Origin of the sequence: Streptomyces sp. NRRL F-5126, assembly GCF_000721265.1 — a bacterium.
Lineage (GTDB): Bacteria > Actinomycetota > Actinomycetes > Streptomycetales > Streptomycetaceae > Streptomyces.
This window is the reverse complement of the sequence record NZ_JOFZ01000016.1, coordinates 129,707-152,376: the sequence shown is the minus strand read 5'-3', so window position 1 is coordinate 152,376 and position 22,670 is coordinate 129,707. Positions and strand designations below refer to the sequence as shown.

At 72.6% G+C, this 22,670-nt stretch carries 24 protein-coding genes; 10 read left to right on the top strand and 14 right to left on the bottom strand.

The genetic code is table 11. The annotated features are described in order from the left end of the window. Positions 1 to 156: 156 nt before the first annotated feature. Positions 157 to 669: a mycothiol transferase gene (locus tag IH48_RS0131220; RefSeq protein ID WP_030912320.1), complete on the top strand. Its 513-nt coding sequence runs from the start codon at positions 157 to 159 to the stop codon at positions 667 to 669. 42 nt (positions 670 to 711) lie between these two features. Here IH48_RS0131220 and IH48_RS0131215 read toward each other — a convergent pair whose 3' ends face one another. The 7 genes from IH48_RS0131215 to IH48_RS0131185 form a co-directional block, all read right to left on the bottom strand. Further along, positions 712 to 1,644 (bottom strand): alpha/beta fold hydrolase, encoded by a 933-nt coding sequence (locus tag IH48_RS0131215; protein ID WP_030912317.1) that lies wholly within the window; start codon positions 1,642 to 1,644, stop codon positions 712 to 714. Positions 1,645 to 1,720: 76 nt separating this feature from the next. Further along, the gene (locus IH48_RS0131210) at positions 1,721 to 2,416 is read right to left on the bottom strand and encodes a GTP-binding protein (protein ID WP_078850169.1); all 696 of its coding nucleotides are present in this window, start codon (positions 2,414 to 2,416) and stop codon (positions 1,721 to 1,723) included. Beyond that, on the bottom strand, positions 2,394 to 2,765 hold the full coding sequence (locus IH48_RS0131205; protein WP_030912310.1) for a DUF742 domain-containing protein: 372 nt from the start codon (positions 2,763 to 2,765) through the stop codon (positions 2,394 to 2,396). The genes IH48_RS0131210 and IH48_RS0131205 overlap by 23 nt, the downstream gene beginning before the upstream one ends. A 3-nt stretch (positions 2,766 to 2,768) precedes the next feature. Then, the gene (locus IH48_RS0131200; protein WP_030912308.1) at positions 2,769 to 3,203 is read right to left on the bottom strand and encodes a roadblock/LC7 domain-containing protein; all 435 of its coding nucleotides are present in this window, start codon (positions 3,201 to 3,203) and stop codon (positions 2,769 to 2,771) included. 7 nt (positions 3,204 to 3,210) lie between these two features. Further along, positions 3,211 to 5,007 (bottom strand): ATP-binding protein, encoded by a 1,797-nt coding sequence (locus tag IH48_RS0131195; RefSeq protein WP_234434446.1) that lies wholly within the window; start codon positions 5,005 to 5,007, stop codon positions 3,211 to 3,213. Between the two features lie 111 nt (positions 5,008 to 5,118). Next, positions 5,119 to 5,811 (bottom strand): ABC transporter ATP-binding protein, encoded by a 693-nt coding sequence (locus IH48_RS0131190; RefSeq protein WP_030912302.1) that lies wholly within the window; start codon positions 5,809 to 5,811, stop codon positions 5,119 to 5,121. After that, complete coding sequence (locus tag IH48_RS0131185; RefSeq protein ID WP_030912299.1) at positions 5,808 to 6,899, bottom strand: ABC transporter permease; 1,092 nt, start codon at positions 6,897 to 6,899, stop codon at positions 5,808 to 5,810. The genes IH48_RS0131190 and IH48_RS0131185 overlap by 4 nt, the downstream gene beginning before the upstream one ends. 168 nt (positions 6,900 to 7,067) lie before the next feature. On the opposite strand from IH48_RS0131185, the gene IH48_RS0131180 reads away from it, so the two are divergent. Next, the gene (locus tag IH48_RS0131180; protein ID WP_030912296.1) at positions 7,068 to 8,279 is read left to right on the top strand and encodes a sensor histidine kinase; all 1,212 of its coding nucleotides are present in this window, start codon (positions 7,068 to 7,070) and stop codon (positions 8,277 to 8,279) included. After that, positions 8,276 to 8,911: a response regulator gene (locus IH48_RS0131175; RefSeq protein ID WP_030912293.1), complete on the top strand. Its 636-nt coding sequence runs from the start codon at positions 8,276 to 8,278 to the stop codon at positions 8,909 to 8,911. The genes IH48_RS0131180 and IH48_RS0131175 overlap by 4 nt, the downstream gene beginning before the upstream one ends. On the opposite strand, the gene IH48_RS0131170 is transcribed toward IH48_RS0131175, so the two are convergent. After that, the gene (locus tag IH48_RS0131170; protein ID WP_030912291.1) at positions 8,836 to 9,432 is read right to left on the bottom strand and encodes a hypothetical protein; all 597 of its coding nucleotides are present in this window, start codon (positions 9,430 to 9,432) and stop codon (positions 8,836 to 8,838) included. The genes IH48_RS0131175 and IH48_RS0131170 overlap by 76 nt on opposite strands. A gap of 160 nt (positions 9,433 to 9,592) precedes the next feature. Between IH48_RS0131170 and IH48_RS0131165 the strand changes: the two genes are divergently transcribed. Genes IH48_RS0131165 through IH48_RS0131155 form a run of 3 tightly spaced genes read left to right on the top strand, consistent with a single transcriptional unit; the run spans position 9,593 to position 13,036 of the window. Then, positions 9,593 to 11,032: a family 2B encapsulin nanocompartment shell protein gene (locus IH48_RS0131165; protein ID WP_030912289.1), complete on the top strand. Its 1,440-nt coding sequence runs from the start codon at positions 9,593 to 9,595 to the stop codon at positions 11,030 to 11,032. A gap of 19 nt (positions 11,033 to 11,051) precedes the next feature. Further along, positions 11,052 to 12,110: a family 2 encapsulin nanocompartment cargo protein terpene cyclase gene (locus tag IH48_RS0131160; RefSeq protein ID WP_030912287.1), complete on the top strand. Its 1,059-nt coding sequence runs from the start codon at positions 11,052 to 11,054 to the stop codon at positions 12,108 to 12,110. A gap of 26 nt (positions 12,111 to 12,136) precedes the next feature. Continuing rightward, a complete protein-coding gene (locus IH48_RS0131155; RefSeq protein WP_051840920.1) occupies positions 12,137 to 13,036 on the top strand; it encodes a geranyl diphosphate 2-C-methyltransferase in 900 nt (299 codons plus the stop codon). A 58-nt stretch (positions 13,037 to 13,094) separates the two neighbouring features. On the opposite strand, the gene IH48_RS0131150 is transcribed toward IH48_RS0131155, so the two are convergent. Further along, on the bottom strand, positions 13,095 to 14,768 hold the full coding sequence (locus IH48_RS0131150) for an RICIN domain-containing protein (protein WP_051840919.1): 1,674 nt from the start codon (positions 14,766 to 14,768) through the stop codon (positions 13,095 to 13,097). Between the two features lie 342 nt (positions 14,769 to 15,110). On the opposite strand from IH48_RS0131150, the gene IH48_RS0131145 reads away from it, so the two are divergent. Continuing rightward, a complete protein-coding gene (locus IH48_RS0131145) occupies positions 15,111 to 16,013 on the top strand; it encodes a lysozyme (RefSeq protein ID WP_030912281.1) in 903 nt (300 codons plus the stop codon). A gap of 12 nt (positions 16,014 to 16,025) precedes the next feature. Here IH48_RS0131145 and IH48_RS0131140 read toward each other — a convergent pair whose 3' ends face one another. Next, on the bottom strand, positions 16,026 to 16,643 hold the full coding sequence (locus tag IH48_RS0131140; protein ID WP_030912279.1) for an N-acetylmuramoyl-L-alanine amidase: 618 nt from the start codon (positions 16,641 to 16,643) through the stop codon (positions 16,026 to 16,028). A 487-nt stretch (positions 16,644 to 17,130) separates the two neighbouring features. Here IH48_RS0131140 and IH48_RS0131135 point away from each other — a divergent pair, with 487 nt between their 5' ends. Together IH48_RS0131135 and IH48_RS0131130 are read left to right on the top strand one after the other, a co-directional pair. Next, positions 17,131 to 17,841, top strand: coding sequence for a FadR/GntR family transcriptional regulator (locus tag IH48_RS0131135; RefSeq protein WP_030912277.1), 711 nt, complete (start codon positions 17,131 to 17,133; stop codon positions 17,839 to 17,841). A 47-nt stretch (positions 17,842 to 17,888) separates the two neighbouring features. Continuing rightward, entirely contained in the window at positions 17,889 to 19,094 is a 1,206-nt protein-coding gene (locus IH48_RS0131130; protein ID WP_234434445.1) for a CynX/NimT family MFS transporter, read from the top strand. Positions 19,095 to 19,183: 89 nt separating this feature from the next. On the opposite strand, the gene IH48_RS0131125 is transcribed toward IH48_RS0131130, so the two are convergent. The 4 genes from IH48_RS0131125 to IH48_RS0131110 all read right to left on the bottom strand — a co-directional run bounded on the left by IH48_RS0131125 (position 19,184) and on the right by IH48_RS0131110 (position 22,070). Continuing rightward, the gene (locus tag IH48_RS0131125; RefSeq protein ID WP_030912273.1) at positions 19,184 to 19,591 is read right to left on the bottom strand and encodes an SgcJ/EcaC family oxidoreductase; all 408 of its coding nucleotides are present in this window, start codon (positions 19,589 to 19,591) and stop codon (positions 19,184 to 19,186) included. A 130-nt stretch (positions 19,592 to 19,721) separates the two neighbouring features. Next, positions 19,722 to 20,201, bottom strand: a complete 480-nt coding sequence (locus IH48_RS34605) for a MarR family winged helix-turn-helix transcriptional regulator (protein ID WP_051840917.1) — start codon at positions 20,199 to 20,201, stop codon at positions 19,722 to 19,724. A gap of 58 nt (positions 20,202 to 20,259) precedes the next feature. After that, the gene (locus IH48_RS0131115; protein ID WP_030912268.1) at positions 20,260 to 20,865 is read right to left on the bottom strand and encodes a response regulator transcription factor; all 606 of its coding nucleotides are present in this window, start codon (positions 20,863 to 20,865) and stop codon (positions 20,260 to 20,262) included. Further along, complete coding sequence (locus IH48_RS0131110; RefSeq protein ID WP_030912265.1) at positions 20,862 to 22,070, bottom strand: sensor histidine kinase; 1,209 nt, start codon at positions 22,068 to 22,070, stop codon at positions 20,862 to 20,864. The genes IH48_RS0131115 and IH48_RS0131110 overlap by 4 nt, the downstream gene beginning before the upstream one ends. A gap of 97 nt (positions 22,071 to 22,167) precedes the next feature. On the opposite strand from IH48_RS0131110, the gene IH48_RS0131105 reads away from it, so the two are divergent. Next, positions 22,168 to 22,647 (top strand): hypothetical protein, encoded by a 480-nt coding sequence (locus IH48_RS0131105; RefSeq protein ID WP_030912263.1) that lies wholly within the window; start codon positions 22,168 to 22,170, stop codon positions 22,645 to 22,647. Positions 22,648 to 22,670 lie beyond the last annotated feature (23 nt).

Sequence of the window (22,670 nt, the reverse complement as noted above, 5' to 3'; positions counted from 1 at the left end):
CGAACGTGCAAGAGAACAATACCGCACTCACGTGCCTGGTCACGAACACCCTGGTCATGTGCGACCTGCCAAGGGCCCGCCACAGCGGGCATCGGACGGCGCCGCGGGGGAAGCTGGTCCGGGACACCCCGGACGCGTTATGGAGAGGACCACGCCATGCCCGTAAGCACGGACCTGCTCATCGACGGTTTCGGCCGGATCCGGGAGGTGGTGCACGAAGCGGTGGACGGGCTGAGCCCCGAGGACCTGGCCACCCGGCTCGACCAGGGCGCGAACTCGATCACGTGGCTGGTCTGGCACCTCACCCGGGTCCAGGACGATCACATGGCCGACGCGGCCGGGTCGCAACAGGTGTGGACGTCGGACGGCTGGTCCGACCGGTTCGACCTGCCGTTCAAGCCGGGTGCCACCGGCTACGGCCACTCCTCTCGGGATGTGGCGTCCGTCAGCGGCGTCTCGGCCGAGCTGCTCGCCGGCTACCACGACGCCGTGCACGACAGGACGGTCGCCCACCTGCGCACGCTCGGGGACGCGGACTTCGAGCGCGTCGTCGACGACTCCTGGACACCCGCGGTCACGCTGGGCGTGCGGCTCGTGAGCGTGATGGCGGACGACCTCCAGCACGCGGGCCAGGCCGCCTTCGTCCGCGGGGCCCTCGAGCGGCGGTAGCCGGAGAGAGGCGGGGTGGGCCCGGCGTCCGGACCCACCTCCTCACAGCACCCGCTCGTCCAGCCAGTCGGTGAGATCCCTCATCACCTCGTCGCGGTTGGTCTCGTTGAGGATCTCGTGCCGTGCCCCGGGGTACGCCTTCCAGGTCAGGTCGGTCATGCCGCGGTAGCGGAAGTCCTCGAGCAGCTCGTACACGAGGGTCATCCGCTGGTGGCACGGGTCCTGGTCGCCGACCGCCACGTGCACGGGCAGGTCGGCCGGGACGGCCGCCAGCGCGCGCGGATCATTGATCTTGCGTACGCCGAGCACCCAGTCGAGCGCGAGGCCGGCGGAGAAGGGGAAGCCGCACCGCTCGTCCGCCGCGTAAGCGTCGACCTCCGCCTCGTCGCGCGAGAGCCACTCGAACCCGGTGCGGTGCTCGTACGGGTCGTTGAGCGAGGCGAAGAGGTCCGAGAGGAAGGACGACCGCGCGTCCCGCCCCTCCTCGGCGGCCTCCAGTTCGAGGCGTACGGCCGTCTCCGCGATCTCGCAGCCGGGCAGCGAGCGGAACGTCCCGGTGAGGATCAGGCCGGCCAGATCGTCCGGGTATTCCTGGGCGTAGTCCCTGGCCAGCATCGACCCCATGCTGTGCCCGAGCAGGAAGAGCGGCACGCCGGGGAAGAGCGTGCGCGCCTTGCCGCCCGCCGTCCGCAGGTCGTCGACGTCGGCGCGCCAGCTGTCGCCGTCCGCGCCGCCGCTGCCGAAGCCGCCGGTGGACGTGGCGGTCGCGCCGTGGCCGCGCAGATCGGTGGCGAGCACGCCGTAGCCGTGCGCCGTGAGGTGCTGGGCGAACCGCTCGTAGCGCAGAGCGTGTTCGGCGGCGCCGTGCGCGATCTGGACCAGTGCCCTGGGCCTGCCGCCGTCGGGGAGCCAGGTGTATCCGGCGATCTGGACGCCGTCGTGGGCGGTCAGCAGTCCCGGCGTGCAGTTGGTCATGGGCGGGGTCCTCCGGTCGCGGTGCGGTCATCGTCCCTCCCCATGCCTCTTTCCCCGTGCCGCCACGCCATGCCTGTCACAGGGCCGCCTCCGCGGAGGTGGCGGCGGTGAGCAGGTGCTGCACGAGCGTGACGAGAGTGCGGATGCCGGAGCTGGCGATCCTGGCGTCGCACAGGATCACCGGGACCCGGGTGTCGAGCCCGAGTGCGGCCCTGACCTCCTCGGGGTCGTAGCGGTAGGACCCGTCGAACTCGTTGACGGCCACGACGAAGCCGATGCCGCGCTGCTCGAAGAAGTCCACGGCCGAGAAGGACTGTTCGAGACGGCGGGTGTCGGCGAGCACGACCGCGCCGAGCGCGCCCTCGCACAGCTCGTCCCACAGGAACCAGAACCGCTCCTGGCCGGGCGTGCCGAACAGGTAGAGCACGTGTCGCGGGTCGAGCGTGATGCGTCCGAAGTCCATCGCCACGGTCGTGGACGTCTTGGCCTCGACCCCGGTGAGGTCGTCGAGGCCCGCCCCCACCTGCGTGAGCAGCTCCTCCGTGCTGAGCGGCGCGATCTCGCTGACCGCCCCTACGAAGGTCGTCTTGCCGGCCCCGAAGCCGCCCGCCACCAGCACCTTGAGCGCCTGCGGGAAGACCTCTGGCTCCGCCGGCGCGGGGCGGTCGCCCGCCGCGCCGGGTTCTGGCGGCCGCGGCGCCGGGGCGCGCGGCGCGGGCGCGGTGTCGACCGCGGACGCGGAAACGGGTTCAGAGCTGTCGTCGTAGGCCATCGAGCACCGCCTCAAGCAGTAACTGGTCGGTGGGGTCCCGGAACCGGGAGGGTGGACGCACGCGGATCGCGCCGCACTGCACGAGGTCGGCGAGGAGGATCTTGGTGACCGTCGCGGGCAGCCCCATGCGCCCCGCGATCTCCGCGACCGGTGTGGGCGCGGGGCAGAGGCCGAGCACCTGGCCGTGCTCGGGCCCGAGTGGCCCGTCGGGGGCGCTGCCGGTGGATATCACCAGCGTCAGCAGGTCGAGGGCGACAGCGGGCCGTGTCCTGCCGCCGCTCACCGTGTACGGGCGGACCAGCCGCCCCGCCGCGCCGTCGAGCAAGGGCCCGTCCTTCGGGGCCGGCACCTGTCACCGCCCCGCGTCGCTCGCGCTGCCCGCAGGCCGCCGCGCGGGGATGGCCAGGTAGGGGCGCACGCTTTTGACCAGCATCGCCATCTCGTAGCCGAGGATGGCGGCGTCCGCCTCCCGCCCGGCGAGTACCGCGAGGCAGGTGCCGCTGCCGGCGGTGGTGACGAACAGCAGCGTCGCGTCGAGTTCGACGACGACCTGCCGCACTCCCCCGCTGTCGCCGAACCGCACACCGGCGCTGCGGCCCAGCGAGTAGAGGCCCGAGGCCAGTGCCGCCATGTGGTCGGCACTGTCGGGGTCGAGGCCGTGCAGGGATCTGACCAGCCCGTCGGAGGAGAGCAGCACGGCGCTGCGTGTGTACGGGACGCGCTGGACGAGACCGGCGAGCAGCCAGTCCAGATCCTGCGCGTGACCGGTCGATACGTCGCTCGCCATCGTGTGTCTACTCCTCGGTGGTGGGGGTGCGGCGGTGCGCTTCTCGCTGCTGCGGGGCCTGGCGCTCCGAGGGCTGCCTGCGGGGCAGGCCCGGTTTCTCGACGGGAGCCCGCGGGGCGGCCTCGGGCGGCGCGGGCGCGGCGGCCGTCCCGGTCTGCTCGCCCGGCTCGGTCTCGGCGAGGCCGATGCCGCGGCGGAAGGCCGCCATCAGGCCGGGGTCGTGGCCCGCGGGCTCGCCAGGGCCGTCTGCCGGCGGGGCGGGCGGCCGCTCCCTGAGCTGCGGCGCCATGTGATCCTGGCCCTGCCGCTTCGGCAGCTCGGGGCGGCCGGGCGGCGCTGTGGCGCGTGCGGGTGACGGCACTGCGGTGGTCGCGGGATCGGGCGCCGTCGCGGGAGCGTGAGCGGACGGCGCACTGCCCGTGCGGTCCTGGGCGGCGCCCTCCGGTGCCCGGCGAGGGGCGGGAGCCGGGGACACGGCTCCGGCCGGCGCGGGGCCCGGCCCCTGGCCCGGCCCCGGCACGAGCGGGACGCGGGCTGCGACGGCCTGCGGCACGCCGCGCGGCGACGTGTCCTCGTCGGTGCCGAGCAGGGCCTGAGGCAGTACGAGCACGGCCTGGATGCCGCCGTAGATGTTCGACCGGAGCCGGACCGCGATGCCGTGCCTGCGGGCCAGCGCCGAGACCACGAAGAGTCCGATCCTGCCGTCCTTGAGCAGGTGCGCCACGTTGACCTGGTCCGGGTCGGCGAGCAGGCCGTTCATGGCCGTGCGCTCCTCGGTCCGCATCCCGAGGCCGCGGTCCTCCACCTCCACCGCGATGCCCGCCGTGACGCGCTGGGCGCTCAGCAGTACCTGGGTGTGCGGGGCGGAGAACAGCGTCGCGTTCTCGACGAGTTCGGCGAGCAGGTGGATGACGTCTGCCACGGCGTGGCCGCGCAGGGTTCCCTCGACGGGCGGCACGAACGTGACCCTCTGGTACTGCTCGACCTCGGCGACGGCGGATCGCAGCACCTCCGTCACGGTGACCGGCCTGCTCCACTGGCGGCGCGAGACCGCGCCGCCGAGGACGGCGAGGTTCTCCGCGTGCCTGCGGATCCTGGTGGCGAGGTGGTCGACGTGGAAGAGCCCCTTGAGCAGTTCGGGGTCCTCGACCTTGTTCTCCAGGTCGTCGAGGAGCTGGATCTCGCGGTGCACGAGCGACTGGAGGCGCCGCGCGAGATTGACGAAGACCTCCACCTTCTGCTCGTTGCCCGCGCTGCTGGAGAGGCGCGAGGCCTGGACGACGGCGGCGACGGCGGCCTCTTGCGACCGGGTCAGCTCGCGGGCGAGCCGGTCGATCTCGTCGCCGTGGGCCTGCGCGGTGGGCTGGGTGCGGCGCACCGTGACGTGCTCGCCGCCGCGCAGCCGCTCCACGACGGACCGCAGCTCCTCCTGGCCGCGTGCGCTGGTGCGGCGCAGGGCGTGGCAGCGTTCGATGACGGTGCGGGCGGTGCGCTCGGCGCCGAGCGCGGCGGCCGCCACGGACACGAGGGCGAGCAGCGCGGTGACGGCGAGGGCGGCCCAGGCCCCGGCGGTGGGTTCCGCGCCCGTCGACCGCAGGACGACCACGACCGCCGCGGCGCCGCTGAGTGAGGCGAATATGGCCGGCAGGACGGCGGCGCGCAGCAGTTGCGGGCGTATACGGGTGTCCTTGGGCCGACGCGGCGCCGTCCTGGCGCCCGGGTTCCTGCCCCGGGCGCCAGGCCTGCCGTGCCGTCCGCCCTCGCGGCGGTCGGGCCGCGCGGCGGATGCGCGAAGTTGAGACATGCCGTCAGCGCCCTCCGTTGATCATCGGGCACTCACGGTAGTCGGGGTGTGCGGGGGCGCGGACGGCAGTTGGCGAAGTTGCCCGTGCAACGTCCCGCTCTGGTATGAGGGTCAGGACGCGCGTTCGACCCCCGTCAGTAGCCGGAGCCGTCCGTCGTGCACCTCGGCGGTCCTGTCGGCGGACGCGAGGTGGGTCGTGTCGTGGGTCACCAGCACCGTGGCGGTCCCCCTCTCCCGGGTGAGGCGGACGACCAGGTCGACGACGGCGCGGCCGCGTTCGTGGTCGAGGGCGCTGGTGGGCTCGTCGACCAGGAGGACCGTGGGGTCGTTCATCAGGGCGCGGGCGATGTTGACGCGCTGGCGCTGGCCGCCGGAGAGCTGGTGGGGGCGTCGGCCGGCCTCGCCGGCCAGGCCGACGGCGTCGAGCAGCTCCCTCGCCCTGGGGAGGGCGGCGGCCGGTGAGCGTCCGTCGAGCACGGCCACGACCTGCAGCTGTTCGAGGGCGGTGAGGGAGGGCAGCAGGTTGGGCTGCTGGAAGACCATACCGATCTTCCGGCGGCGCAGGTCGGTGAGTTCGCGGCGGGTCATGCCGGTGGTGTCGGTGGAGTCGATGCTCAGCGTGCCGGCGTCGGGCGTGATGAGAGTGGCGGCTACGGCGAGAAGGCTCGACTTGCCGGACCCGGAGGGGCCGACGACGGCGGTGAGCGTGGCGCGCGGTACGTCGAGGGAGACGTCGTCGAGGGCGGTAAGGCGGCTGTCGCCGTCCGGATAGGTGAGGGTGACTCCGGTCATGTTGAGGCTCATCGGGCGCTCCCCAGTGCGGTCAGCGGGTCGACGGACGTGATGCGGCGGATGGCCAGGGCGGCCCCGCACGCGCCGAGCAGGATGATCACCGCGGCCGGGAGCGCCACGGTGGTGGGCGTGACGAGGAACGGCACGGCGGTGCCCGCGAGGGCCGCTCCGACAGCGGCGGCGCCCGCGGTGCCGATGAGCGTCCCGGCGGCCAGCAGGACGACGGCCTGGCCGAGGGCGTCGCGCAGCAGGGACGCGGTGGAGGCGCCAAGCGCCTTGAGGACGGCGACGTCGCCGCGGCGCTGGATGGTCCACACGGTGAAGAACGCGCCGATGACCAGGGCGGAGATCGCGAACAGGAATCCGCGCATGAGCTGGAGCGAGCCGTTCTCCGACGTGTACGAGCCGATCGCGGACAGCGAATCGTCCCTGGCGACGGTCCTGGTGCCTGCGGCCCGGTCCGCTGCCTTCGTGTCGGCGTCGCCGTTGGTGCGCAGCGCGATGACGGAGGCGGTCGGCCCTCCCTGCGCGTCAGCGGCGGTGGGCGCGGCCGCGCGCCAGGTGGACAGGCTGGTCCAGATCACCGGCGTGTGGCTGAAGGACGCGTCGCCCGCCACGGCGGTGACCTGCAGTTTCCGGCCGGCGAGTGCGAGTGTGCCGCCGCTGTGCAGCCCGAGGTCGTCCGCGGCGCCGGCGGACACCACCGCCGAACCGTCCCGTATCCGTGCGCCGTCCGGGGCCAGCGCCGAACCGGGCCTGACGCCGAAGACGGACACGCCGGCGCTTCGGCCGCCCGCCGTGGCTCTTGTGGTGGTGATGCCCAGCGGCTCCGCACTGGTGACGCCGTCCACGGCGGACCAGCGCCGCCACTGGCTCTCGGTCACGGTGGTGTCGGAGTAGGAGAGCGACTGCCCGGCGGCGGGCGCGTCGAACGCGATCCTGTCCGCGGGCAGGCCGGTGATCGCGGAGACGTTCTGCCGGCCCAGTCCGGCGGTCAGTCCCGACAGCAGGCCGACCAGCAGCGTGATCAGTACGATGACGGTCCCCATCAGGGCGAACCGCCCCTTGGCGAACCTGAGGTCCCTCCAGCCGACGAACATGCCTTGCCCGAGCCTTCCCACGACGAAAACGGAACGTCTCCACACTCGCCGGGCGACCGCCGGGCGGCATCGGGCCGACGAGCGGATCTCGCGGGCGAAAGGGTGCGGGCCCGTTTGTAACTTTCGGGAGAGGCCGCGGCGGGCGGTGGCTCGTAGGCTGGGGAGACTGTGAACACGACCGGCCACTCCCCCACCCCCACACCCCGCGTGCTGGCGTGGTGCCTGCACCTGCTGGTCGCCGGCCTGCTGGCGCTGGCGGCCGGCCGGGCCGTCGCCGACGGGGAGCCGCGATCGGCGCTCGTCGTCGTGGCGGCCGTGGTGCTCGGTGCGGTGTACGCGGTGGGTCCGCTGCTGCCGGGCGTCCGGCTCAGGAGCAGGGATGCCGCGCTGTGGCTCGCCGCCACGGGCGTCGTGTGGCTTGCTCTGCTGGCGCTGTCCGCCGACGGGGTGTGGGTCGCGTTCCCGCTCGACTTCCTCCAGCTGCACCTGCTGTCGCGCCGTACGGGCCTGGCCGCGGTGGTGGCCACGACCGCGGCGGCGATCGCGGGGTTCGCCGCCCATGCAGGCGCGCTCACCCTGGCGGCCGTGGTCGGACCCGCGCTCGGCGCGGCGGTGGCCGTGGCCGTCGTGTGGGGGTACCAGGCGCTGTACCGGGAGAGCGAGGCGCGCCGCAGGCTCATCGAGGAGCTCACCGCCACCCGCGCCGACCTGGACCAGGCTCAGCACACCGCCGGTGTGCTGGCGGAGCGCGAGCGGCTGGCGCGCGAGATCCACGACACGCTCGCGCAGGGTCTGTCCAGCATCCAGCTGCTGCTGCGCGCAGCGCAGCGTGCGCTGCCCGCGACGGAGGACGCGGCCGGTGACTATGTGGAGCAGGCGCGCCAGGCCGCCGTGGACAACCTCGCCGAGGCCCGCCGGTTCGTGGCCGCGCTCGCGCCGCCGGGACTGCACGGCGCCACGCTGGCCGGCGCGCTCGAGCGGCTGTGCGGTGCCATGTCTCACCGCCACGGGCTCAGCGCACGCTTCCGTCTCCGCGGCGACCCGGTGCCGCTGCCTGGTGGGCACGAGGTGGCGCTGCTGCGCGTCGCCCAGTCGGCGCTCGGCAACACCGTGCGCCATGCGGGCGCCACGACGGTCGACGTGACCCTCCGGTACCTCGGTGACGAGGTCGCCGTCGAGATCGTCGACGACGGCTGCGGCTTCGATCCGGACGGGCTTCCCGCGCGGGATCCGCACGACGGCGGATTCGGGCTGCCGGCCATGCGTGCCCGGGCGCGGGCGCTCGGCGGCTCGCTCACCGTGGAGTCCGCGGCCGGGCGTGGCACCACCCTGGCCGCCAGGCTTCCCGTCGCCGAGGCGCCCACCGGGTCCGTCCGATGACGGGGGCGCCGATCCGTCTGCTGCTCGCGGACGACCATCCCGTGGTGCGGGCGGGCTTGCGTGCGGTGCTCCAGACCGAGCCGGGCATCGAGGTGGTGGCCGAGGCCGCTACCGCCGAGGAGGCCGTGGCGCGTGCGGCGCAGGGCGGCATCGACGTAGTCCTGATGGACCTTCAGTTCGGTCCAGGGATGGGCGGCGCGGAGGCCACCGCGCTCATCACGGGGCGTCCGGGCGCGCCGCGCGTGCTGGTCGTCACCACGTACGACACCGATGCCGACACGCTGCCCGCGATCGAGGCGGGCGCGACGGGCTACCTGCTCAAGGACGCGCCGCCGGAGGACCTGGCGGACGCGGTGCGCACCGCGGCCGCCGGGCGCACCGCGCTGGCACCGTCCGTCGCCGACCGCCTCATGGCGCGGCTGCGTGCGCCCGCGACCCGGCTGACCAGGCGCGAGACGGAGGTGCTCGTCCTGGTCGCCGAGGGGCTTTCCAACCAGGCCGTGGGGCGGCGGCTGCACCTCACGGAGGGCACCGTGAAGTCCCATCTGGCACGCGTCTACGCCAAGCTCGACGTCGACTCGCGCACGGCGGCGGTGGCCGTCGCGGCGGAGCTCGGCCTCATCCGCCGCTGAGCGGCGGCCGCCCAGGCCTGCGGGGAGTTGGCGTGCGGGTACGGGACCGGGCCCGCGGGCCCGTCCGCCTGCCGGGCGTGGCCCGAGAAGAGTTCGGGCAGCCGGTGGCCGAAGTGTGCGGACGCCGCGAGGAGTCCCGCGCTGACCACCGCGGCCTCCTCGTGCAGGCCGTACCCGCTCATGCCGAGGACGGCGATCGCGTTGCCGTGCGGCCACACGCTCCCGCGGTGGCACGAGAGAGGGTGGTACGGCGCCTGGCCCGCGGCGAGCGTCCTGATGCCCCAGCCGGAGGAGAAGTCGTCCTCCACCAGCCGCCGCCCCACCAGCCGCGCCGTTTCCGGTGCGGGGATGCCCGACCACAGCAGGTGGCCCGCGCGATCAGCCGCGACCGGTTCCTCCCGGTGGCCCAGGACGAACCCGAGCCGGACGCGGGCCGGCCCCGGCGGGCGTTCGCGTGCCGGCTCGCCGCGTCGCGCGCCCGGCGCGCGGCCGGCCGAGGCGGCGCGAGGGGCGCGCGGCACGCGCCGTGTGCCTCGTCCGGTGGTTTGTGCCTTCGCGGCAGGGAACGCGCCCCGTTCACGCGCTCCCCGTGTGCCCAGCGGACTGCTTGGCTGGTTTCCGCGCCAGGTCGTCTCATGGCACCGGCCGGGTGCTCAACCCGTTCGCCTTCTGGGAGGGAATGTGTCCGTACTGGACAGCGTCACCGGCCCTACCGCCGAGGAGCCCGAAGAACCATCCGCGGACACGCCCCTCAGCAGCCTCAGCACCAGGGCCGCGCGGCAGCTCGCGACGACCACCAAGACCGAACCGCAGATGCAGGCCATCTCGTCCCGGTGGCTGCTGAAGGTGCTGCCGTGGGTGGACGTGCGGGGCGGCACCTACCGGGTCAACCGGCGCCTGCAGCTCCACGTGGGCCGAGGGCGCGTGCAGTTCGAGCACAACGGCGCGGACGACGTCCGGGTGATCCCGCAGACGCTCACCGAGCTGCCGCCGCTGCGCGGGTACGGCGACACGGAGGCGCTGCGGGAGATCGCCGGGGCCTTCCGGATGCGCGAGGTGCGTGCGGGCCAGGTGCTCTTCGAGGAGGGCCGGCCGGTGAACGAGGCCTACCTCGTGGTCCACGGCCGGCTCACCAGGTACGTGCGCGGCAAGTACGGTGAGGAGGAGGTCATCGGGGTCGTCACGGACGGCGACCAGCTGGGCGACGAGGCCATCGGCAGGCCGGATCCCGTGTGGCCGAGCTCGGCGCGCGCCGAGACGGCCGGTGTGCTGCTCGTGCTGGAGTGGCGCGCGGTGCGGGAGTTCACCGAGCGGGTACCGTCACTCGCCGCTCACCTGGCCGCGTACGCACGGCAGCGGGAGCGCCCGGCGAACCGCAGGGGTGAGGCGGACGTGCCGGTGCAGGCCGGCCACACCGGGGAGCCGCGGCTGCCCGGCGCGTTCGTCGACTACGACCTCGCGCCGCGCGAGTACGAATTGTCCCTGACGCAGACGGTGCTGCGCGTGCACAGCAGGGTCGCCGACCTGTTCAGCGATCCGATGGACCAGACGCAGCAGCAACTCCGCCTGACGGTGGAGGAGATCAGGGAGCGTCAGGAGTGGGAGCTGGTCAACAACCGGGAGTTCGGTCTGCTGCACAACGCCGACTACGGCCAGCGCATCAGCACGTTCACCGGCCCACCCACCCCGGACGACATGGACGAGTTGCTGTCCATGCGGCGCAAGACGCGCCTGCTGCTCGCGCACCCCAAGGCCATCGCCGCCTTCTTCCGGCAGTGCAACAAGCGTGGCCTGGTGCCCGGCACGGCCGACGTCGACGGGCACCAGGTACCTGCATGGCGCGGTGTGCCGATCTTCCCGTGCGGCAAGATCCCCGTCTCGGACGCCCATACGAGCAGCATCATCGCGCTGCGCACCGGCGAGGCGGACCAGGGCGTAGTCGGCCTGCACCAGACAGGCATCCCCGACGAGTTCCAGCCCGGCCTCAACGTGAGGTTCATGGGCATCAACAAGGCGGCCATCATCAACTACCTCGTGACCGCCTACTACTCGCTCGCGATCCTCGTGCCCGACGCGGCCGGAGTCCTGGAGAACGTCCAGATCGGCCGGACCGCTGACTGACCAGGGGGAGCACACGCACATGTCCACGTCCCCGAACGCCACCAAGGGCTTCGCGCTCCCGGGCCCACCGCACCCGGTTCCCGGCCACAAAGCCCGGCGCGGCGGCCCCGTGCCCGGCCTGCGGTACCGGCCCGTCGCCCCCGCCGACCCGGAGAAGGCGGCGGAGATCGACCGCAGACTGGAGGCGTGGGCGCGCGGCCTCGACCTGTTCCCCGCCTCCTGGTCGGGCGACTTCGCCCAGTTCCAGTTCGGCAGGGCGGTCGCGCTCCAGCACCCGGCAGCGGCCGACCTGGAGCGCCTCACCGTCGCGGGCAAGCTGCTGCTCGCGGAGAACATCGTCGACAGCTGCTACTGCGAGGAGGACGAGGGCAGGGGCGGCGCGCGCCGGGGCCTCGGCGGCCGCCTCGTGATGGCCCAGTCGGCCATCGACCCGTTCCACAGCAGCCCCGAGCAGGAGGAGGACTGGCGCCACGGCGTCCAGGCCGACGGGCCGCTGCGCTCCTACTTCTGGGCCCTCAAGGACTACGCGGCCCTCGCCACGCCGAGCCAGACCGACCGGTTCGTGCACGACATCGCCCGGCTGCACCTCGGGTATCTCGCCGAGGCGTCCTGGGCGGAGACGCGCCACATGCCCAGGGTCTGGGAGTACCTGGTGATGCGGCAGTTCAACAACTTCCGCCCCTGCCTGTCCATCGTCGACGCGGTGGACGGCTACGAACTGCCGGAACCGCTGTACGCGAACCCCGAGGTCCAGCGGATCACCGCGCTGGCCTGCAATGCCACGACCATCGTCAACGACCTGTACTCGTTCACCAAGGAACTCGCGAGCGACCCCGACCACCTGAACCTGCCCAGGGTGGTCGCCGCGAACGACCGGCGCGGCCTGAGGGCGGGATACCTCACGAGCGTCGAGATCCACAACGACATCATGGAGGCCTTCGAGACGGAGTCCGCGGAGATCTCGGCCGTCTCGCCGCTCGTCGAGCGGTACGCGCGCTCCCTGGCCGACTGGGTCTCCGGCAACCACGAGTGGCACGCGACCAACACCCACCGCTACCACCTGCCCGACTACTGGTGAGCCGACGCTCCCCCACACGCCACAGCATGCACCACAGCAAGGAGTCACCGTTGACCACCACTCGCACCGGCACCGCCACCGCGTCCATCCCCACCCAGTCCACCTACCAGAGCCGCGTCGCGGACTACTGGAACGCCGAGGAGAACCCGGTCAACCTCGAACTGGGCCGGATCGACGACATGTACCACCACCACTACGGCGTGGGCGCGGCGGACCGCTCGGTGCTGGACGAGAAGAACCCGGCACGGCGCGACGAGCGGATCACTGCGGAACTGCACCGGCTCGAACAGGCCCAGGCCGAACTCCTCGCCTCCCACCTCGGCGACCTGAAACCCACCGACCGGGTGTTCGACGCCGGCTGCGGGCGCGGTGGCGGCAGCGTGGTCGCACACACGCGGTACGGCTGCCACGCCGACGGGGCGACGATCTCCGCCAAGCAGGCCGACTTCGCCAACTCGCAGGCGCGCGGGCGCGGCATCGACGACAAGGTGCGCTACCACCACCGCAACATGCTCGACACGGGTTTCGCCTCGGGCGCCTACGCGGCGTCGTGGAACAACGAGTCGACGATGTACGTCGAGCTCGACCTGCTGTTCGCCGAGCACGCGCGGCTGCTGCGCAGGGGCGGGCGCTATGCGGTGATCACCGGCTGCTACAACGACACCTACGGGCAGGCCTCCCGTGAGGTGTCCCTCATCAACGCCCACTACATCTGCGACATCCATCCGCGCTCCGAGTACTTCAAGGCCATGGCGCGCAACCGGCTCGTGCCCGTCCACGTCGAGGACCTGACCGAGGCGGCACTGCCGTACTGGGAACTGCGCCAGGAGGCCGCCCACCTCGTCACGGGCATCGAGGACACCTTCGTGACGGCGTACCGCAACGGCAGCTTCCAGTACCTGCTGATCGTGGCCGACCGGGTGTAGGGGGCCGCGCCGCGGCGGCACGCGGGGCCGGTCCCCGTCCTGGGGGCCGGCCCCGCGCTCACCGCGGTTCGAGCTTCCAGATCTGCGGGGAGAGCTTGTTGCACGTCCACTGCTGGACGTTGGCGCCCGGCGAGGACGAGCCGCCGGAGACGTCCAGGCACAGGCCGCTGTGCGCGTTGCGGAACGTCCAGTAGCCGTCGCCCTCGTTGAGCGGGTACCAGTTCTGGGCGGAGGAGCCGTCGCACGTCTGCTGGTCGACATTGGCGCCCGGCTGTGTGGCGGCGCCGTCCACGGCCACGCACAGGCCGCTGTCGCGACCCTTCAGTGTGTACTGGCCGGTGGACCGCTGGGTGAGCGTGAAGTCCTGCGGGCCGAGGCCGTTGCAGGTCCACTGCTGGACGTTGCCGCCGGGTACGCGCGAGTCGGCCGACACGTCGAGGCAGTCGCCGCTGATCGTGTTGACCAGCCGGTAGGTGCTGCCGGAGTGCAGGCCGGCTCCGTTCGCGTCGCCGGTCCCCTGTGCCGAGGCCGTCGCGTAGTAGGGCTTGCACACCGTGCCGTCGTAGTCGGTGGCGATCTCCAGCAGGCGGGTGCCGTCGGCGGAGGGCAGCAGCGCCGAGCTGTAGTTCGGGCAGTAGGTGCCGTCGGGGGACGGCACGGCGACCGGAGCGTCGATGGGGAACCAGTTGCCGCCGCCACTCTCCGTGTTGACGAGCACGGTCCGGCCGCTGGTGGTGGCGAGATCGCCGTTCGCCTCGCGGAACTGCTGGCCGACGAGCACCAGCCGCCCGGCCGCCGTGCCGTTGCCGAGCCAGGCGACGACGGGCGTGTGGGTGAAGTACTGGCCGGTGGCGGTCCTGATCACCGGGCCGGTGTCGGTGGGGGGTCCCCAGTCGGCGCCGTCGGCCGAGGTCCTGTAGTGGGCGGCGCAGTCGTAGCGGTCACCGGTCCCGCAGACCTCGTAGGTCATGTAGTAGCGGCCGCTGGGCAGTTGGGTGACGGTCGCCATTCCGGGGCGCAGGCTCGCGTTGTCCGGTGCCACGGTGGGGTATGCCGCGCCCCAGTGGACACCGTCCGAGGAGAACCGCTCCTGGAGGGACTGGCTGTGGTGCCCGGGGTCGGTCTCGTCCGAGTAGTGGCACACCAGGTCGCCCTCGGTGTCGACGGAGAGCTCCGGTTCCCACAGGCCGCCCGTGTTCGGGGCAGCCGCGCAGACGGACAGCGAGGACCACGTCGAGCCGTGGTCGCGGCTCGCCCACACGTCGATGGCCATGCGGCGGTCCGCCGCGTCCTGGCCCACCGACGCGGCCCACAGCAGCGTCCCGGCGGGCAGGAAGCCGATCTGGCGCGGCAGCTCGTACAGCGTGGAGCAGCACAGGCCGTTCGCCGCGGCCGGGTCGTGGATGTGGCCGACTTCCGTGAAGCCGGCGCCGTCGTCCGTGCTGCGGTAGATCACCCCGACGCCGCCCTGCGCGTCGAAGTCGACGACCGAGGCCACCAGTTGGCCGTTGGCGCCGCCGGAGTGGCCGAGGCGCACGACCCGGGGGTAGAGCCCGGTCCCGGCGCGCAGGGCCGTGCCGGAGGCGGCGGGCGCCGCCGCGCCGGAGCCCGCGGGGCTCGCGTGCCGAGGGGCGGCGAGTGCCGCCGGTGCGGGCAGCAGGAGCAGCAGGAGTGCGGCGAGGAAGGCAAGCGGACCGCGGCGGAGGCGGGAACGCCTGGAGGTGCGTCTCATGTGCGCGGCTCCTTCGCTCGGCCGGGCGGCGCGGGCTCCCGCCGGCGTGTGGTCCCCGCCGTGTCTCCGCCATGGCGGCCAATCCGCGACGGTACGCCCCGGCCGCCGTCCGGGCAATCGTTTCCCCGCGATCACCTTTCAGGGTCCTTGCCATGTCAACTGCCTTTCATATGAGGAAAGTTACTGCCAATGACGGTGATAGCCGCAGCTCGCCCGAAGTTGCGGAGGACTGGACCAACGGCACCGTCTTGGCCCTCTTCCCGCCCGGCGTCCCGGGCCCTTACGTTCGACGCGCTCCACACGGTCGTTCACACCGAGCAACCCCCACACCCGGAGGCACGCATGCCCGCTTTCCGCACCCCCCGCCTGCGCAGAACCGGCTCCCGCCGCACGACCGCCGGCCTGCTCGGCCTGCTGGCCGCCCTGTCGACCACCGTCCTGGCGCTGCCGGGCTCGGCCACCGCGGCGCCGCACACGGCCACGCCGAACGACGTCACGGCGACGGCCCACACCGCCGCGGCGGGCAGGGGCGGCGTGACCCACCCCCGGCTCGACTGGCTGGGTTCGACCGTGCGCGCCCACGAGGGCGGGAAGCCGGGCAACACGCCGGCGCCCTCCCTGGTCGCGCAGACGCCGGGCATGGATGTGAGCGGCTACCAGGGGAACGTGAACTGGCAGGCCGCCTGGAACAACGGCGGCAAGTTCGCCTACGTCAAGGCCACCGAGTCCACGACGTACACCAACCCGTACTTCGCGCAGCAGTACAACGGCTCGTACAACGTCGGCATGATCCGCGGCGCCTACCACTTCGCGACGCCCAACACGTCCAGCGGCAGGACACAGGCCGACTACTTCGTCAATCACGGCGGCGGCTGGTCCGACGACGGCAGGACGCTGCCCCCGATGCTGGACATCGAGTACAACCCGTACGGCGCCACGTGCTACGGCCTGAGCCAGTCGACGATGTCGCAGTGGATCGCCGACTTCAGCAACGAGGTGCACGCGAGGACCGGCCGCTACCCGACGATCTACACGACCACCGACTGGTGGACCACGTGCACCGGCAACAACCCCGGCTTCGGCGCCAACCCGCTCTTCATCGCCCGCTACGCGTCGAGCCCCGGAGCGATGCCGGCGTCGTGGGGCTACCAGACCATCTGGCAGTACGCGGACTCCGGCACCTACCCGGGTGACCAGGACTACTTCAACGGGGCCCTCGACCGCCTCCAGGCCTTCGCCCACTGATTTCGGGCGCGCTCACACTCCGTTGACGAGGCGCATGTACCGCGTCCAGTCCCAGTTCGGCCCGGGGTCGGTGTGGTCGGTGCCCGGCACCTCGACGTGGCCGATGATGTGGTCGCGGTCCTTGGGGATGCCGTACTTGTCGCAGATCTCGGCCGTCAGCGCCGCCGAGGAGTGGTACATGGCGGTCGTGAAGTACGAGGGCTGGTCGACCCACCCCTCGTGCTCGATGCCGATGCTGCGCGTGTTGTAGCTCCAGTTGCCCGCGTGCCAGGCGATGTCGTGTTCGCGTACGCACTGACCGATGTGGCCGTCCGCGGATCTGACGACGTAGTGGGCGGCCGCGGCGTGCGCGGGGTCCTGGAACAGGCGGATGGTGTCGGCGTAGGTCTCCTGCGTGACGTGGATGACGACCATGTTGATGGCGTAGCTCGACGGCCGGTTCGATGCGGTGTAGTTGCTGGTGCTGGCCGGCGACCAGACCGCTGACGGGTAGTCGACGTTCGAGGCGGCCGCCGCGCGGCCGGCGGTGGCGAGGGCCGCGGCCGCGGCGGCGCCCGCGGCGAGTCCGCCGCGCAGCAGCGCACGGCGTGTGGGTGTCGTGATGGGGGCGGAAGGCGGGGTGCGTTCCATGTGGGGGCTCCTGGGGGCGTCATGACGGGACGTGGGGTGCATGGCCATCAGGTGGGGCGTGGCCATCGTGGGCCCACGGCGGGCCGGTTGCCAATAGCCGGACGAACTGGCAGTGGTACAGGCCGGTGAAGGACGCCGCGCCGACGGGATCGTCGCAGCTGGGGCCGGTGCGGAGCACGGGGACCGAATCGCGTCGCCATCAATTCGGCAACGGCCGGGCGGTGTTGACGCGGCGGCCGTCTGCTGTCTCGCGGTCCACGGGCGCCGTCGAACCGCACGGTGCGCATCGGGGCCTCCGTCCGCCGGCACCTCGGCATGCCGGCCCGGCCCCGATCATCGGCCGGTTCGCGCGCCGGCGGGGCGGCGCGGGCCCGCCGCCGGCACCGGTGTCGGCGAACTCCACCCGTCCGGCCCAGTCGGCCGCTGCCGCGCCGGCCCCAAATCATGTGATGTTCAAATGTCTGATGTCTGTATGTATGCTGTCTCCATGAAGCGCATCAGTACACCGCGGAGATCGGCAAGCCTGTCCGCGCAGCTCGTGGACAGCCTTCGTGCACACATCGAGGCGGGGGGATGGCCGGTCGGCACGCGCATCCCGCCCGAGCAGACCCTCGTCGAAGAGCTCGGGGTCGGGCGCAGCACGCTGCGCGAGGCGATCGGCGCGCTCACGCACCTGGGCCTGCTGGAGGCCCGGGTGGGGGACGGCACCTACGTCCGCTCGTCGAGCGAACTCCAGTCGGTCATGGTGCGGCGGGCGAGTTGCGGCCGGCGGGACGAGATCCTCGAACTGCGTACCGTCCTCGAGGAGTACGCCTCGGGGGCCGCCGCCCTGCGGCGCAGTGACGACCAACTGCACCAGTTGCGAGAACTGCTCACCGACGCCGACGCGGCCTGCGCGGGCGAGGACGCGTCCGCGGCGACGAACGTCGACGCCCTGTTCCACCGGGCCGTGGTCCGGGCGAGCGGAAACGACCTCCTGATCGAGGTGTACGACTACCTCGGCACGGCTCTCGCCTCCGCCCTGGGGGGCCTGCCGTGGGATGCCACGGCCGCCGAGGCCCACGCCGGCCTGCACAGGCGGCTCGTCGACGCGATCGAGGCCCGCGACCAGAGCGGTGCACGCGACGCGGCAGCCGCGATCGTCCGGCTCAACCGCGAGCACGAGGCCGCGGCATCACGGGAGGCGGAGGGCCGATGAGTCCCCGGCCGGCTACGGCATCCACCTCTCGCTCCGTCTCTCGCTCCGTGTCCGCACCGTCGGGCGCGGACACCACCCGGCCCGCCGTGTCCGTCGGGCTCGTCTTCGCGATCTGCCTCGTAGCGGCGAACCTGCGTACCGGTCTCACCGGTGTCGGCACGCTGCTTCCGGCGATCGAGCACGACAGCGGCCTCACATCGAGCTGGGGCGGGCTGCTGAGCACGCTCCCGCTGCTCACGTTCGCGGCGACGTCGCCCCTGGTGGCCAGGGTCTCCCACCGGTTCGGCACCACACGGTTGCTGGGCGTGGCGCTCGGCGTGCTGGCCGCCGGAACGGTGGTCAGATCCCTCCCCTCGGTGGCCTGCCTGTTCGCCGGAACAGTGATCCTCTCCGCCGCCATCGCGTTCGGCAACGTGCTGCTGCCCGCCTTGATCCGGCGGAGCGTGCCCGCGCACCGCATCCAGGCCATCAGCGCCCTCTACGTCACGGTCATGGGCGTCACGGCCGCCGTCTCCTCCGGGATCTCCGCGCCGCTGGCCCACACCCTGCCGGGCTCCTGGCACACCGCTCTCGCCTGGGGCATCGCCTTCACCGTCGCGGCGTTCCTCGGCTGGCTGCCCCGGCTGCGAGGCGACCGCGCCGCCAAGGTGCCGAGCGACGGGCCGCGCAGCGCGGTCCCCTGGCGCTCCGGGCTCGCGTGGCAGGTCAGCATCTTCATGGGCCTGCAGTCCCTGGGCTTCTACACCGCCGTCGCGTGGCTGCCCAGTATCCTGATCCACCGCGGCACGTCCAGCACCACGGCCGGATGGATGCTCTTCTACTACCAGCTGATCGCCCTGGCGGCCAGCAGCCTCCTGCCCCTGCTCACCCGGGGCCGCCACGACCAGCGGTGGACAGCGGCCGGAGCCTCGGTCGTCGTCGCCGGCGGTTTCGCCGTGCTGATCTCCGCCCCCGGGCTGTCCGTGATCGCCTGCACGCTGCTCGGTCTCGGCGGCGGCGCCTGCCTCGTCCTCGCGCTGACCTTCCAGAGCGAACGCGCCGCCGGCCACGGGGAAGCCGCCGCGCTTGCGGGCATGGCACAGTCCATCGGCTACCTCGTAGCGGCGGCCGGCCCGCTGCTCCTCGGCATCCTGCACGACACCACGAGCAGCTGGACGCTGCCGATCATGCTCCTGATCGTCCTCAGCCTCGCCATGGCGAGCGCCGGATACGGCGCGGGTCGGGACCGCCACGTGAGCTCATCCGGCCGTTGAGGATCACGCGGAGCCGCCCCGGGGCCTGCACGCCGTGGCCCCGGCCCCGGAGCGGCTCCCGCTCGACCGGCCAATGCCCCTGGACACCGTCAGGAGCGGTAGGCGCGCTTCGACCGGCGGCTCATCTCCGTGTTCTGGAAGGCCACGCACTCCCAGCGTCCGTCCTGGCGGCGCAGTGTGAACGTCTGGAACTTGTCGAAGCCGATCCGGCCGCCCTTGCCGATGCCGCCGACGGTGGTCACCACCGCCGTGGACTCGTCCGGCATCCGCACGTCGATCGGCTCGACCACCATGCGCGTGCCCTTCTGCCACCGGGTGAACACCTCATGATGCGTCTGCTCGATGGCCGCGCGCCCGAGCATGGCGTCCCCCATGAAGATCACGTACGAGGCGTCTTCCGCGAACTGTGCCGCGTAGCCGCTCGCGTCCCCCGCATCCCAGGCATCCCGGATCCGCCCGAGGAACCCTTCGACCGTGTCCTGATTCGTGACCGCCATCGTCGTCTCCTGTGGTCGGCCGCCTCGCGGCAGCACGTCAATCCGTTCCCACCGAAACTATTCCAACCGAAACGATTTCTGCAAGTCCCGGGTGCCACCGAATCAGGGAAAACCCGGGCCGACGGCCCGCTCACCAGGCCCTGACGGGCCGCCCTTCGGGCTCGACGGCGACATTGGCGTAGACGATGCCGAGCAGCCTGCGCAGCTCCGAACGGTCCTCGGCCGTCAGCCCAGCGGTCAGCCGCTTCTCCGAGGCGCCCGCGAGCCGGATCAGCTTCTCCAGCTCCCTGAGGCCCTCCTCACGCAGGCTGACCAGTTTCACCCGGGCATCGGCCGGCGACTCGCGCCGCTCCACCAGGCCTCTCTCGATCAGCAGCGCGAGCAACCCCACCAGACGGCTTGCCGGGATGCCGAGCGAGGAGGCCAGCTGCTGCTGTGCGTGCTCCTCGCCGTCACGCAGCCCGCGCAGCACGGCGAAGTGGCGGGGAAGCAGGCCCTCGGCGGCCAGGGCCGACTCGAACGCGAGCGCCGCCGCATTGCCCGTCGAAGCGATCACGAAGCCGAGTGGCTCGTCCGCGCCGGCGCCCCGCGCGGCAGGTCCTTTCCTCATCCGGGAAACCTAACAGCTGACCGTTCCCACCGAAACGGTCCTGCCTCTACGGCCCGGGTCACAGCCAGCCGTTGGCCTCGGCGAGCCGCGCCGCCTCGGCGCGGGTACGCGCCCGCGTCTTGCCGATCGCCGACGAGAGATGGTTGCGCACGGTGCCCTGCGAGAGCCGTAGCGCTCTGGCGATGTCGGCCACGGTCCCGCCCTCCGCGGCGGCGCGCAGCACGTCCGCCTCTCGTGCGGTCAGCGGGCTCGCCCCGCCGGCCAGCGCTTCCGCGGCGAGGGCCGGGTCCACGAAGCGCAGGCCGGCGTGGACGCGCCGGATCGCGTCGATCAGCTGCTCCGGCGGGGAGTCCTTCACGACGTACCCGGCGGCGCCCGCGGACATCGCCCGCGCGAGGTAGCCGGGCCTGCTGAAGGTCGTGCAGATGATGGTGCGGCAGCCCGGCAGCGCCCGCTGGAGATCGGCGGCGACGGCCAGCCCGTCCCGGCCTGGCATCTGCACGTCGAGCAAGGCGATGTCGGGCTGGGTCCGTTGCGCGGCGGGCAGCACCTCGGTGCCGGTGCCCAGCTCTGCGACCACGTCGATGTCGGGCTCCAGCCTGAGCACGGATGCCAGGGCTCCCAGTACGAGCGCCTGGTCGTCGGCCAGCAGGACACGGATCATGTCGGCTCGTCCTCCCGGGAAGGTGCGGGGCCGGTCGCCGTGGCCGGCCCGCGGGCGACGACCCGGAACCCGCCACCGGGGGCAGGTCCGTGTTCGAGGGTGCCCGACACGGCGGCCAGCCGTTCGGTGAGGCCGGTGAGGCCGTTTCCGGCGCTCGCCCCGCCGGTGAAAGCGCCGTTGTCGGTGACCTCGACCCAGTCGGGCCCGACGCGGACGGTGCACAGTTCGGCGTCGGAGTGGCGCAGCACATTGGTGACCGCCTCGCGCACGACGTAGCCGAACACCTCGCGCAGTCCGGCGCGCACGGCGCCGGTCCCGGCCGGGAGATCGGCGCGTACGCCGGCGGCACGCAGCGCCATCCGGGCGCCGGCGAGCTCGCTGTCGAGCGACAGGGTGCGGTAGTTCGAGATGGTGGCCCGCACGTCGGACAGCGCCGTGCGGGCCATGTTCTCGAGCTCGGTGACCTCGCCGACGGCGAGGGCCACGTCTCCCGAGGACTCCAGGATGCGCCGCGTCAGCCCCAGTTTGACGGTCATCGTGGAGAGGCTGTGGCCGAGGACGTCGTGCATGTCCCTGGCGACCCGCTCCCGCTCCTGGTTCACGGCCAGCCTCTTGACCTGCTCCCGCGCGGCCCGCAGGTGGCCGATCGTGAAGTTGAGCGCGAAGACGGTGCCGAGTGCGGCGCTCACCCCGACGAGGATGGCCACCTGCGCCCACGCCACCTCGCCCTGGGCGGTGCGCATCCAGACGATCTGTGCCAGCACCGTGGCGAGCCCGAGCAGCAGCGCGCGGCGCAGGGGCAGCAGCATGAGGCCGATGGAGAGCGCGTAGGTCAGATCGGTCAGGTAGTACGGCGCCGCGAGGAGCACGGCGGGTGCGGCCCCGAGCAGGAACAGCACGGCCACGATGGCGACGCGTCCGCGACGCAGCGCCATCGGCCCGTACCAGGGCGCGAGCATGCAGCCGACGCCGTAGCAGGCGACGAGGCCGATGGCGAGCGAGGTGAGCAGGGCGGGGGCGGTGCCGTGCGCGATGTCCTCCGCCCGGGCGATCAAGGTGAGCGAGGCCAGAGCGGTGGCCGTGGCGACGGCCGCACGGCCCCGGCCGATGCCCCTGGCGCTGTCCGGCCGGTCCTTCCAGAAACTCCAGTCCGGCCACTGGCCGGCGGAGAACTCGTCCGGATCATGTGCACCCACGACGGTCATGCTACCGGCCGCTTCTCCTGCCGCCGTTCGGTTGCCACCCGGCCGTGCATGACAGATGGCATGGGTGCGGCCACCGGTCCGATGCTGCAATGAGGTCATGTTGCAGGCGAAGAAGACCAAGCTGGCGAACCAGGAGTACGAGCTCACCGAGGACGGCCGGGCGCTGACGACGTTCTCGTTGCCGAGAGGCCGCATCGGTGCGCGCTTCACACTGAACGGCGTCGATTACGTCGTCCGCACGCATCGCTTCAGTGGGGTCTACGAACTGCTCGACGCCGGCGGGAACGCCGTCGCGGCCACGGACCGGGTACGCCACGAGTGGCACCTGACGTGCTCGGGGCGGACCGTCCGCTTCCGGCAGACCGCGGCGGGTGGCCGGGAGCAGACCATGCTCGGCGACGACGGCGAGCCCGCCGGCACGATCCGCTGCTCCGGGCACGTCCACTCCGAGGTGACCGCCGACCTACCGGGTCTGGAACTCGTACTCCAGGTCTTCGCGCTCGTCGTGGTGCTGCTGCGCAGGCGGCGCAGGCGTGCGTCGGCGGGCGTGCGTGCGACCTCCCTCGCGGGCGGCTGACGCGAACCCCGTGAACGCGGTGG